We start from the raw sequence: 11,775 nt of genomic DNA, 5'->3' as shown, positions 1-11,775 counted from the left end.
GCGTGTCGAGCACGATCCTGAGCACCAACGTCGGCATCGCCGACTGGGCCTTCGCGTTCGGCGACGCCACGGTCGCCGCCGCGATGCTGGACCGGCTCCCTGCACCGGGCCACCGTCGTCGGCATCGACGGCCCCTCCTACCGGCTTCGCCACCACCAAAACCACGCCGAGACCCTTCGCCAGGCAGTGAACGCCCAGCAACAACAGCGGGTCAGGCGCACTGGCCCACGCCCGGGAACAGGGCATCACCGGCATCCATCTGTCCGGCCGCACCCACCCGAACCCCGACGCTCTCGACCAGACCATGCTGGCGGCGTTGCGGGAGCACGACATCGACCTCGTCGTCACGGCCGGCTACATGAAAAAGATCGGCCCCGCTGTCCTCCACGCCTACCAGGACCGCATCATCAACATCCACCCCGCACTCCTGCCCGGCCACGGCGGGCCGGGCATGCACGGCCGCCACGTCCACGAGGTCGTCCTGGCCAGCGGCGACACCCTCTCCGGCGCCACCGTCCACCACGTCACCGCCAACTACGACGAAGGCCCGGTCATCGCGCAGCAGCAGTCCCCGTTCTGCCCGGCGACACCCCCGACACCCTCGCCGCCCGCGTCCTCCAGGCCGAGCACAAGCTCCTGCCAGCCACCGTCCAGACCCTCGCCCGCACTCACACAGACTGACCCCGCAAGCTCCCCGCTCCCCACCCTCCCCAGGCCCTTGACACTTCAACGAAGCGAGCGAGGAGCAACCCACGGGATTTTCGCGAATCCTCATCAAGGGGGGGCGGTGCTGCTGGTACGACCTCGAGCCGGGTGGGCTGCGCTGCTTCATGCTCCGCGTGTAGCTGGCAAAGGAGCCGCGCCAGGCGCTGATCGGCACGCACGACTGCGGCGCCCCTCCCCGCGAGAGGGCCGCCGCGTCTCGTTGCAAGAGGGGCCCGGCGCATGGCCAGGCCCCTGTGAGGTCGAACGCGGCCGGACAGTCGCCTTCGAAGGCGTCACAGGCGCGCTACGGGGCCTCGCAGCTCAGAGGACGGCCCACCGCTCGAACAGATCACCAGACCCGGCGCACTCTTCGACGGCCACACTGTCCCAGAAGCTGTGGAGGCACCATTCGGGGATATAAGCGCTCTTGATGAATGGGCTGTTGGCCCCGCCGGCCGGGTACGTCACCCACCACAGCTGTCTGGGCCCCCAGATGGAGAGATCACAGGGGGCCATAACAACTTTTTCGTCCGGGTTGCGCAGCGTCAGGCACAAGTCGCTCTGCACTTGCCGCATCGGGGTGGCGCGCGTGCGGTCGTTGTTCCAGATCCATTGCTGGAACTTCCCGGAGTTGCAGTCGGTCGCGTAGACCCCCCTGGCGGCGTAGTAGTCCAGGCACCAGGTGGTTCCATAGTTCTTGAAGCTGTTCACCTTCACGTCCGCTGACGCCGGCGTGGGGGTCACCAGTACCGCGAGCACGCTCAGGACCGCGGTGATCGCCGCCCATGCTGTCTTCCGATTCATCGGCTCCCCTCCCGTACACGCGCCCCGCCCGCCGGGGACGCCTGGGTCACACGGTCAACGGTGCCCGCCTTGTGCATCGTCTGGGCGAGCGGCTCCTAAACCTGACATGTCCCGGCCGCACCGTGTAAGGCGAGCTTGTGCTCGGCCGTCCGTTCTGGACCCCGGACAGCCTCACATATGCGGGATAAAGAAGCTACAAACTCTGCTACGAATAAAGGGGCGTGACGGGCCATCATGGAGCAGACCGAGACGAGCACGGACGCATCGCACGTGGTGACGCCCACGCTCGTCCTCCCGGCCCCCGCCGGCGCACCCGGCACCGCCGAGACGTTCACGCCCGACGTCCTCGCCAAGCTCGCCGAGCTGGAGGAGCGCTCCGCGCAGCACGAGCAGAACCTGCGGCCCAAGAACACGGCCGAGAGCTACGCCGCGGACTGGAAGCAGTGGACCGAGTTCACCGCCCTGCTCGGCATCCCGGTCACCGCCATCACCCCCGGCTCGCTGACCGCCTTCGTCGAGTGGCTGTGGTTCCAGCCCGGATGGAAGAAGGACACCGACGGCCGTCCCGTCAGCTACATGGCGCCCTCCACCATCGACCGCCGCCTCTCGGGCGTGGTGGTCACCGGCCGCACCGACCACCGGCTGCTGCTGGACAAGACCGTGGCCGCCCGCGCCCGGAAGGTGCTCAAGGCCAAGGTGCGCGAGATGGAGAAGACCGGCGAGAAACGCGGCCGGGGACCGGCGCCCGCCCTGCTCGCCGAGCACCTGCGCGCCGCCGTGCAGGCCGCCCCCGACAACCGGCTCGGCATCCGCGACCGCTCCATCGGCCTCACCCACTTCGCCATCGCCGGCCGCGAGCACGAGATCGCCGCCCTCAGGGTGCGCGACCTCGTCGAGACCGAGCACGGCATGGAGGTCGACATCCGCGTCTCGAAGATCAAGCCGCGCAAGGTGAAAGTGCCCTTCGGCTCCCGCCCCAGCAGCTGCCCGGTACGCGCCTGGCGGGCCTGGAAGGACGAGGCCCAGCTGACCGACCCCGACGGCTACGCCTACCGGCCGCTGCACCCGCGCTGGCACACCGTCATGGCCGGCGGACTCGACGCCGAGACCATCGGCGACGTCATCACCCGCCTCGGCCGGTGGGCCGACCTGTCGTTCCGCCCTACCGGCCACTCACCCCGCCGCGGCCTTGCCACCAGCTCCAAACGCGCCGGCAACGACCGCAAGGACATCGCCAAGCAGGGCGGATGGGTACCCAACTCCGCCGCCATGGAGGGCTACTTCGAAGACGCCGACGGCTGGGAGGACAACGCGCTCATCGGCGTGCTGTAGGCCCTCTCTTCAGCCTCCGCTGCCGGTGTAAGCTCCGTCCTTCTGCTGAAGCGCCGGGTCCTCCGGGGTTTTCACCGGCGTATCTTCCTTGACTCCGAGTTTGGAAGGATCCTTCTCGTACGGGGCTACCGCCTTCTTCCCTTCCTCCTCGTGGATCTTGTCTAGCACTCTGAGGCAAGTGACGGCCGGAACGGGCAAAGCCAGGTCGAGCAGCTCGGCGGAATCCCACCAGACATTGTATTGATCGCCAGTATTCAGATCCTCGCCAACGGCATATCCGGCTGTAAAACCCTTCACCATCTTCAGAGTCAGACCTGCCACCTTGACCACCTGCGGGATCTTTCCGATGGCGGCAGCCCCACATTTGAGTGCCTGCTGCTGTACCGGAGTGAGCGGTTTCGGCGGGACCTTAGTTTGGCCCGATGGGTTCTTCGTAGTTGGTGGCGTGAGATTAGGCCTCGGTTGCCTGCCGGTGTCTGTGCGGGGGTGATTGGTGCCGGTGCCCTGCTGCTGTTGCTGGGTCTGGCCGGTGCCCTGCTGCTGGGGGTCGGTCTGACCGGTGCCCGTGCCGGGGTCGGTCTGGCCCGTGCCCTGATGCTGCGGGTCGATCTGACCGGTGCCCGTGCCGGGGTCGGTCTGGCCCGTGCCCGGCTGCCGGTCGGTTTGGCCTGTTCCCGGGTCCTGGCCCGTGCCCGGGGCCTGGCCGGTGACATGCGGGTCTTCGCCCGTGCCCGGCTGCCGGTCGGTGCCGTCGGTCTCACCGTTCGACGTGCCCGAACCATCCCCTCCGCCGGGGTCCGGCTCCGGATCCTGGGTGGGGGCTTGGCTCGATACCTCCACGGGCGACTGGGAAGCTGCCATGGCGGTGGTGGCTCCTGCGGAAACGAGGAGCCCAGTGCTGATGCAAGATGCGCAGATAAGCCGGGGAATTCTCCGCCGGACGCTGGAAGCCATAAGGGTCCCGTGTGGGATGGGAATTTGCTTTCTCGCACTAACGGATGATCCGTGAGGACGTGAGGACCCGACTCACCGGACAGCTCCAGGACCGGCGCAGCCCAGGCCCATACACGTCATTCTGCACCCCACACCGCGCTCCGAAAAAGAGGCCAAGTGGCCTAATTCCCCTGAAGCTTCAACAGGGCAACCCGCTTACAAAAACAAGCGCGACGCTTGCTATCTGCTAATCCTGAAACGGAGTCGACTGTACCTTTCTGCTGCTCCCGAATGGCGCTTCGGCGGGCGTTACCCCGGCACCGTACAGAAACGGGCCCTTGCGGGATGTCGGACGTTGTTGCACATCTTTCTTGGACACCGGACGTCGGTTCTGGCCCGGCGTATCGACGACCCGACGCCGCCGTCCGAGAACCGATCGGTTGTTGGACGCTGCCAGAGCACGGCCAGGGCGGGAGGTTTACGTGGCCCGCGCGCTGCCGACCGCAGTGGCTTGGCTGTGACAGAGCAAAGGCTGGCTGCGGAGGGGCGGGGAGAGGCGCCGGGCCGGTATGCCGTGGACTCCGTCGGAGTTGGACCCCTCGCCGTACTGCCGCCGTCACGCACGCGCGAGCGTGAGCAGACCGCACCGCCCGCTGCGGTTGCAGGGGAGCAGCAGCTGCCGCGATGTGGCCGGGCCCGTCGTGGGCGCTCCGCTCGGCGCGCCACCACCGTGGTGAGACCCGTCCGGCGAACCCGCCGTGAGCAGTCGAGCTTGCCAACTTGTCAGGGCGTTGTCGGGTACCACGCGGGAGGGAACAGCAGCCCGGTTGGCAGAGGCTGCCCGCTCGCTGGCACCAGGTCAGACGGCGCGACACCATCCGCACCAGAAAAGTCCAGTATGGCGCCGGAGAATCTCGCGCGGGTGAAGTCGACCGTGCCGCCGGAGAATCTCGCGCGGGTGAAGAAGACCGTGTCGCCGGAGAACGTCGCGTCGCGGAAGTGGACCGTGCCGCCGGAGAACGTCGCCTCAATGAAGTAGACCGAGCTGTCGGAGAACGTCGCGCCGTTGAAGTCGACCGTGCCGCCGGAGAACGTCGCGCCTTTGAAGTCGACCGTGCCGCCGGAGAACGGCGCGTCGCGGAAGTGGACCGTGCCGCCGGAGAACGTCGCCTCAATGAAGCTGACCGCGCTGCCGGAGAATCTCGCGCGGGTGAAGAAGACCGTGCCGCCGGAGAACGTCGCGCGCCAGAAGTCGACCCAGCCGCCGGAGAACGTCGCGTAGCGGAAGTCGACCGTGCCGCCGGAGAATCTCGCGCGGGTGAAGTCGACCGTGCCGCCGGAGAACGTCGCGCCTTTGAAGTCGACCGTGCCGCCGGAGAACGTCGCGTCGTCGAACCTGACCGTGCCGCCGGAGAACTCCGCGCCGGAAAAGTCTCCGCCGTCGAAGACCACGTCGGTGAAGTCCAGGTCGTGGCCCTGCCAAGAATGCGGATGCTCGGGAGCGAGCCGGAAGTGGTCCCGGATGAGGCGGATGACGGTGTACCGCACTTCCCGCAGGGCCAGGTACGCATGGCGAGCGTCTGCGTCGCCCGACGGGAGGTCAGCCTCGGCGGTGTACGGAAGTCGGAGGTAGGCGCACAGGACGTCGATGCAGGTCTGGCGCAGTTCGCGCGTGGGAGCGTCGTCGGCGAGACCGGCCAGGGCGTGCACGCCGCCCAGGCGTACCGCGGCGGATTCCTCGCCAAGCTGGGAGACCGCGGTGGTGAACCGCTCGGTGTGCAGACGGGTGGCCTCGCGGAGGGCGCCGTCCTCGTCGACGCGCTGGCGCCGGTAGGCCACGACCAGGGCGACCAAGGCACCGGCCCCGGCGACCACCCCGAACGAGAGTTTCACCAGGTCGAACAGGGTCTTGGAGGTGAGGCGATGCTCAGGCTTGAGGCCCTGGACGCCGAGCAGGTCCCATCCGGCGAAGAAGACCGCAGCTGCCACGGCGATCGCCGTGGTGAAGGCCAGAGCAAGGACGGGGCCGACAGGCCAGAGGCGAAGGCCGCGCCGCTCGGCCCGGCGCCGAGCCAGATTCGATCTCATACACCAACAAGACCGTCGAGGCGCACGGCCGGTTGCAGTGACCACCTTTCGACGTTCACCCATCTGCAAGCCCGCGCAGCAATCAACGGCTACAGCTGATGGGCTGACCGTCAGTGTGGTGTCAGCGCCCGAGCCTGCAGGAGCGCCAGCGGCTGCCGCTGCGGCTGACCATTCCTTGCTGCTCCAGCTTGCCGAGCTGGTACGCCACGGACGACGAGCTCGACAGGCCCACGTGCTTACCGATCTCACGAATCGACGGGCCCTCGCCATGCTCAGCGATCCACTCCCTGATGCACCGCAAGATGCGCACCTGCCGATCGGTGAGGTCGACGCTCATGACGCCCCCGTCTCCTCTTGCCTGCGCGCCTGCTGACGCAGCTCAACCCGGGCCGCCGGCGACCGGCCCGCCTCCGTAGCCCAGAACGGATGCGAGGCGAGACGAGAAGACAGCAGCTGCAGGCGTCGGCGCAGGGCCGCCGTACGGAGCGGCTGCTGGGCAAGCGCCGCATAGGTGCGGATCCACTCGCGCTGGGCCTGCACCAGGTCGGGCGGAAAGGACGGGAAGGACGCCATGGCCGAATTCAAGCACGTGTTCGATTTTTGGTGCACGCCGACAGGCTGCCCTGCGGTGCGAAACGGGTCGAACGGGGAGCCATCCTGGGACTTGTCAACTAAGCTTCAAGTTATGAGCGTGCTGGAAACGAACCTGTCGGAGCTGCTGAACAAGCCCAAGCTGACGCTGGCCGGGCTCCGCGGTGCCCGGCGGATACTGCTCCGCCGCCGAGACGATGAGGACCTGGTACTGACCACGGCCGCGCGCGCCGAGCAGGACCAGGAAGTCATGGGCGCCACGAGCCGGATGTTCGTGGAGATGATGCGCACCCCCGAGGGCCGCACCCTGGTCCTCGAGGTACTGCCGGGCGCCTTCCCGTGGGTGCGCTACCTGCCCGCGCACGACGTCCGCGCGTTCTCCGTCGAGCTGGTCGAGGCCCTGGGCGCTGCCGCCGAGCTCGACAACACCGCGGCCGTCGCCCAGCTCATCACCGAGTGGCGGCACACCGCCGAGGTGCACGCCGACCCCGAGCTGTACGCCGCACTCACCACCGACCACGGCGAGGACTACGGGCCCGTACCCGAGCCAGGAACAGCCGCATGAGCCCCAAGCGCGGCGACCGCGCAGCCCCGCCACCCGCCGACGACGAATGGGACATCCGCTTCGCCAACGCCGAGGCCGCCAAGGGCTGGGAGCAGTTATGCACCCAGGCCGCGGGCAACACCCGCGCCGCCTGGTACCTCATGCGGACCGACCCGGCCCCGGCCACCCGGACCGAGCGCCACCACCGGCTCAGGGGCGAACTGGCCCGCGGCGCCCACCGCGGAGAGACGATGGACAGCTGGCAGATCGAGGTCACCGCTGGCGGCCGCATTGGCGCCGGCCGCCGCGGGCGGCCTGTCGGCGGTCCGCTGACGAGCGCGGGATCAGGCAGTTCCGGAGACCTGTGGACGAACGTCGCAGCCAGTTCTTCGGGTTCGCTGGAGCCGCTACACGTCCGCCAACCAATCCGCTCTATCATCCGCATCCACCGGCTGAACCACGAACTGACCCGGCGCATGCTCCAGCGACATCCGCCGGATCCGTTCCTCCCAACCCCGCGGCCACTGCGTCGCCGCATCCCACTGCAGCCAAGCCAGATCAGACATGGCGGGGTCGACCCGTGTGAGGTCAGCGCCAGAGAAGTCGTCCGCTGCCGCCTCGATGAGGCGCTGCACCTCACCCATCACCTCCTGGACCACGCGCAACCGCGAACGGGCCTCCGGAATCCTCTTGCCCGCACCCACGTACCGAGGCCGGCCAAGCGCAATCACGCAACTGTCCACTTCGTCGCGGACCTCGGAGAGAAGGCGCAGCAGTAGGTTCTCGACACTGATGGGCCATGCAGTCAAGCGCCTACTGATCAGCCTCAGGTCTTCCACACGGGGGTCCACCTGAGAGCGCAGGATGGACCTGGCGACCGACATCTGGGGGCGCCCGAAGCCGCCGACCACCCGGTCCCCCTCCTTATGCAGGCTTAACTCGCGTACCGACGCCTGCAACTGAACGAAGCCCGAGACCAGCTCGTGCAGACCGTCCCTGTTCTGGATCCGCGTCTCAGCCGGCAACAGGACCAGCTCGTCATGCAGTCGGGCCACGAACGCACTCAGAACAAAGCGGGTGACCGCAGCTGCTGTCCTGCGGCGGGCACGACGCAGGCGGGGAATGAGCTCTTCGTTGCCCCGCCAGGCAGACCGCGGAGGCCGGAAGGCTGGCCCCCGTCGGGAGACTGCGGCCAAGAAACGGCCAGCAAAGGACTCCGCTGTGATCACCATCACTGAACCACTCCCCCCGGGCCCGGATCCGGCTGAGCGGGCGAGGCGATGCCAGCGCTGCCCGTAGAAGGAGTGCCCGGATTCATCGGCCCAGGAACTGCTGGACCAGCGGGCGGCAGCGTCTGCGACTGCTGCTGTGCCTGCTGGGCCTGGTGAGCCTCCACCATTCCGACAACGGCGTCCTTGCCGTATCTGACAAGCAAGGGGACCAGCGTGAGAAGCCGCTCCAGGATCGCCAGCGAGCCAACGCCCGAAATGAGCGACACCCACGGCGTGACCGTTCCCGGTGGAGCGCTCGCCGCGATCGCGCCAGCGAGGCCCCCAGAGACCACGATCCGGAAGACCCCGGACGCCAAATAGGCGCCGAAGCCCGTGGCAGGCAAGTTCTCCTCTCCAGGCCGGACATGCCTATGGGCCTGCGGCTGGCCCAGGTCCAAAGAGGCCGACTCGATCAGCCACGGCCATTTGCGATGCCACCGGACCGCTCGGATGAAGTCAAGAGCCTCCATCGCGAAGCCACCAAACGCCCCCCAGCAAGCGGCCGTTAACCATTCCATGGTGGGAGGCTACGGGGCGTAGCCGCGGGTGTGAATAGTTGTCTACGGTCGGTTGCATCCCGTTCCGCTGGACCAGCTGGAGGCTGCCAGCAGCCTGCGCAGCGAGGGCGCGGAGCCCATCATCCCCACGTACCGGAATCATGGCGCAGTGGCGCAATTTAGCTGTGCGACGCCTGCGCATCCTCGATGATGCTGTCATGACGGGGAAAGCTCTGGCGTGGTCCGGCGGAATCGTGACGGCTGTGACTTCGGGTGGCCTCATCTGGTACTTCAACCGCGTGGGGCTGGAAAAGGCGACCTCGCTGGCCGGGGTGGCGGGTTTGTTCGTCGCCATCGCCAGTCTCATCGTGACCATTTGGGGGTTGGTGCTCCAGTACCGCCCCAGTGGAGGCGGACAGCACGTGGCGGCGAACGTCGGCGGAGGCGTATACCAGATGCGTGGGGCAACTGGCTCAGTCAAGATCAAAACCAGTTCTTCGACGCCCACCCCGCCCCCGACGCCACCGGCAGGGGCACCGCAACCTCCGCGAGCCGTGCCCCGCGGTGATCAGACGGTCTCCGGTTCGATCTCTGGACCGGTCCACCAGGTCGACGGTGGCACGGACATTGAGCTGGAGTGAGGCTGCCGAACTTGCCTGACGCCTGGGGAAAGTGGGGACGCCGCCGCAGGGCCACCTCACAGTCCGTGAGCCGATCGACCGTGTGGGGAAGCCTCTACCAGGTCGACAGCGGTGGTGGCGACGTCACCCTTCAGCACGAGGGCAACGGCGACATCATCGTTGCCTTACCCCAACAGCACGAGGCACTGCTGGGCTGGGCGCAGACCCTGGCCAGCTCGGTGCGCCGTCAGGAGGCCGATGTTCGCGATCGTCTCCTGGCGGACGCTGGTGATCCCGAGGCGGCCGACCTGGAGTTCCATCGGACCGAACTCGACCTGGTGCGGTGGCGGGATGATGAAAAGTCGGGCGATGGATCGCTGTCGACCATCGCGGCCTTCTACACCGGGCTGCGCAGAGGCAGGCTGGTCGTGCTTGGAAACGCCGGGGCTGGCAAAACAGTGCTCGTAATGCAGTTGCTGCTCGACCTGATTGACTCACAGAAGCAAGAGCCGACTGAGCGCGGCCGCTTGGTCCCGGTACGGCTCAGCCTCCCCAGCTTCGAGGATTCCCGCCTCGCCTCCCCGGACATGGCGCCCGCGACCGTAGCCAAACTTCTGGACGATTGGATCGTCCGTCAGATATCCAGCGGAGCCCATCCGCTGAAGCGCCGACATGCAAGAGAACTCGTTCGAGCGGGCTGGGTGTTGCCGATCCTCGACGGTCTGGACGAGATGGACCCCGAAGGAGCCGACCCCACACGCGCTCTAGCGGTGATCCGCGCACTTAACACACACGGGCACCACGGGCCGCAGCCCATCGTGGTCACTTGCCGAGCCGACCTCTACCGCCGTCTGGAGCAGTCCAGCAGTCCTGCAATGCGCCCCGGCGAAGTGCCGGTGCTTCAAGACGCCGCGGTCGTCTCCCTTCTGCCTCTCGACATCGATCGCGTGCGGCAACACTTGGCCTATCGGTTCCCCGGACGCTCTCCGGATGGAAAGGTTGCGGATCGGTGGCGCCCCATCGACGAGCACCTCACGAACCATCCGGACAGCCCGCTCGCTCGACTGCTGTGCTCACCGCTGTGGCTGTTCGTCACCGTGGCGACCTATCTCAACCATGGGAAGCCTGAGGAACTGACCAGGCTGCCTGAGGGCGGGTTGCGCGATTTTCTGCTCGCGCGACTCCTGCCGGAGTCGGTTGCCCAGCACCAGTATTCGGGGACCGGCTATTCGGAATCCGAGGTCCGTCAGTGGCTCGGCACTCTGGCCCGCCACCTCGCCATGGCCCGCCAGCAGGGCCGCTCAGGAGCCGACTTCTACCCACACCAGCTGTGGCGCGTGGCTGGCGGCTACATGCCGCGCATCGTCTCCATGGTCCTTCAAGGGGTGCTGACTGCGCTGTTCCTGCTGTTCGCGCTGAGCCACTACCACGCCACGACCTCGTACTGGATCCCGCCTTACGCCCCTGGACGCGCGCTTTTGTTGGCCGGGCTGCTCTTGGTCATTTGGGTGATCGCCCGAGCGGGCCGGAGCGCTGCCCGCTTACGTGGACTGGACACCTCTCTGCTGCGTACTCCGTCGGGCAGGCGCCGGATGCTGTTTGCGCTGGTGTGGCCCGTGGCCGGTTTGACGGTCGGCTACGCCTTCGGCATCTGGTTCAGCCAGGGATACGGACCCAGAGTCGGACAGGCATACGGACTCTCCTTCGTCTCCGTCGGGCTGGTCCTCGCCACGGAGATTGTCCTGGCCCGTCGGCCATCGGCCGTCAGTCAGCCAAGCCGACTGATGGGGCAGGCACTGGCATTCCAGGCCGTCGTTCTGACGTGCTACGGGCTGGCATTCAGCGCCGGATTCGGAGCGGCCAACCTGGCGGCCTACCCATGGCTGTCCTGGACTGCCTTCGGTGACGGAGCAGTACTTGGGCTCTGGCTGGGACTGGCCATCGGCATCGGTCGAACCTGCGATTCAGCCTGGACTCTGTACGCGATCGCTGTCCCGATCCTGATCGCTCACCGCCGCTTCCCCCGCCGCAGGCTGGGGCCGTTTCTCGACTGGGCCTACGATGCCGGCCTGTTCCGGCTCTCCGGAATTGCTGTCCAGTTCCGTCACCATGCCCTGCAGGACTGGATCGGCCGGGACACTCGGCCGATCGCCTGACAGTGAGGATTGGCCATGGCATCGCCCGGAGGTCTGACTCTCCGCCTGACTGACGCTTCGGTTGTCCTTTTGGGGAATCGTCGGCCTGCCGGGCGATGCCGCTTGGCGCGTGGCCGGCCGGGTGACTGTGACCTAATAGGAGCCTGGCCAGAGGTCCCCACCACTGTCTTGTCCGTCTGCCCGACCGGCGCGTGCCCTCCGCACGCGAGATTTGGAAGGGCAGCACACACCAGC

General features: G+C 67.4%; 13 protein-coding genes and 1 pseudogene. 6 read left to right on the top strand and 8 right to left on the bottom strand.

Annotation, left to right across the window (positions count from 1 at the left end; genetic code table 11):
• Nucleotides 1-2 precede the first annotated feature (2 nt).
• Nucleotides 3-362, top strand: a complete 360-nt coding sequence (locus H1D24_RS44495) for an ATP-binding protein (protein WP_508480294.1) — start codon at nt 3-5, stop codon at nt 360-362.
• Nucleotides 305-517: pseudogene (locus tag H1D24_RS44160) on the top strand (formyltransferase family protein); the annotation flags it as partial. The gene H1D24_RS44495 and the pseudogene H1D24_RS44160, both read left to right, overlap by 58 nt.
• A 17-nt stretch (nt 518-534) precedes the next feature.
• Here the strand turns inward: H1D24_RS44160 and H1D24_RS42705 are convergent.
• Nucleotides 535-672, bottom strand: coding sequence for a hypothetical protein (locus H1D24_RS42705; protein WP_258564373.1), 138 nt, complete (start codon nt 670-672; stop codon nt 535-537).
• 354 nt (nt 673-1,026) lie between these two features.
• Entirely contained in the window at nt 1,027-1,509 is a 483-nt protein-coding gene (locus H1D24_RS28200; protein ID WP_181660530.1) for an RICIN domain-containing protein, read from the bottom strand.
• A 234-nt stretch (nt 1,510-1,743) separates the two neighbouring features.
• Between H1D24_RS28200 and H1D24_RS28195 the strand changes: the two genes are divergently transcribed.
• Complete coding sequence (locus H1D24_RS28195; protein ID WP_258564372.1) at nt 1,744-2,841, top strand: site-specific integrase; 1,098 nt, start codon at nt 1,744-1,746, stop codon at nt 2,839-2,841.
• Nucleotides 2,842-2,850: 9 nt separating this feature from the next.
• Here the strand turns inward: H1D24_RS28195 and H1D24_RS28190 are convergent, their stop codons facing one another.
• From H1D24_RS28190 to H1D24_RS28175, 4 genes are all read right to left on the bottom strand, one after another.
• The gene (locus tag H1D24_RS28190) at nt 2,851-3,702 is read right to left on the bottom strand and encodes a hypothetical protein (RefSeq protein WP_181660529.1); all 852 of its coding nucleotides are present in this window, start codon (nt 3,700-3,702) and stop codon (nt 2,851-2,853) included.
• A gap of 855 nt (nt 3,703-4,557) precedes the next feature.
• On the bottom strand, nt 4,558-5,862 hold the full coding sequence (locus H1D24_RS28185; protein ID WP_181660528.1) for a pentapeptide repeat-containing protein: 1,305 nt from the start codon (nt 5,860-5,862) through the stop codon (nt 4,558-4,560).
• Between the two features lie 121 nt (nt 5,863-5,983).
• Nucleotides 5,984-6,199 (bottom strand): LexA family protein, encoded by a 216-nt coding sequence (locus H1D24_RS28180; RefSeq protein ID WP_181660527.1) that lies wholly within the window; start codon nt 6,197-6,199, stop codon nt 5,984-5,986.
• Nucleotides 6,196-6,435, bottom strand: coding sequence for a DUF8825 domain-containing protein (locus H1D24_RS28175; protein ID WP_181660526.1), 240 nt, complete (start codon nt 6,433-6,435; stop codon nt 6,196-6,198). The genes H1D24_RS28180 and H1D24_RS28175 overlap by 4 nt, the downstream gene beginning before the upstream one ends.
• Nucleotides 6,436-6,547: 112 nt before the next feature.
• Between H1D24_RS28175 and H1D24_RS28170 the strand changes: the two genes are divergently transcribed.
• Nucleotides 6,548-7,018, top strand: a complete 471-nt coding sequence (locus H1D24_RS28170) for a DUF6247 family protein (RefSeq protein WP_181660525.1) — start codon at nt 6,548-6,550, stop codon at nt 7,016-7,018.
• Nucleotides 7,019-7,404: 386 nt separating this feature from the next.
• Here the strand turns inward: H1D24_RS28170 and H1D24_RS28165 are convergent, their stop codons facing one another.
• A complete protein-coding gene (locus H1D24_RS28165; protein ID WP_181660524.1) occupies nt 7,405-8,052 on the bottom strand; it encodes a hypothetical protein in 648 nt (215 codons plus the stop codon).
• Between the two features lie 176 nt (nt 8,053-8,228).
• Nucleotides 8,229-8,786 (bottom strand): hypothetical protein, encoded by a 558-nt coding sequence (locus H1D24_RS28160; protein ID WP_181660523.1) that lies wholly within the window; start codon nt 8,784-8,786, stop codon nt 8,229-8,231.
• A 164-nt stretch (nt 8,787-8,950) separates the two neighbouring features.
• On the opposite strand from H1D24_RS28160, the gene H1D24_RS28155 reads away from it, so the two are divergent.
• Together H1D24_RS28155 and H1D24_RS28150 are read left to right on the top strand one after the other, a co-directional pair.
• Nucleotides 8,951-9,406, top strand: coding sequence for a hypothetical protein (locus H1D24_RS28155; protein WP_181660522.1), 456 nt, complete (start codon nt 8,951-8,953; stop codon nt 9,404-9,406).
• A 65-nt stretch (nt 9,407-9,471) separates the two neighbouring features.
• Nucleotides 9,472-11,541, top strand: coding sequence for an NACHT domain-containing protein (locus H1D24_RS28150; RefSeq protein WP_181660521.1), 2,070 nt, complete (start codon nt 9,472-9,474; stop codon nt 11,539-11,541).
• Nucleotides 11,542-11,775: the final 234 nt, after the last annotated feature.

This window comes from Streptomyces himalayensis subsp. himalayensis, from assembly GCF_013778455.1.
GTDB classification, from domain to species: domain Bacteria; phylum Actinomycetota; class Actinomycetes; order Streptomycetales; family Streptomycetaceae; genus Streptomyces; species Streptomyces himalayensis.
Note: the sequence above shows the minus strand (reverse complement) of the source record. Positions and strands in the feature narration are given on the sequence as shown.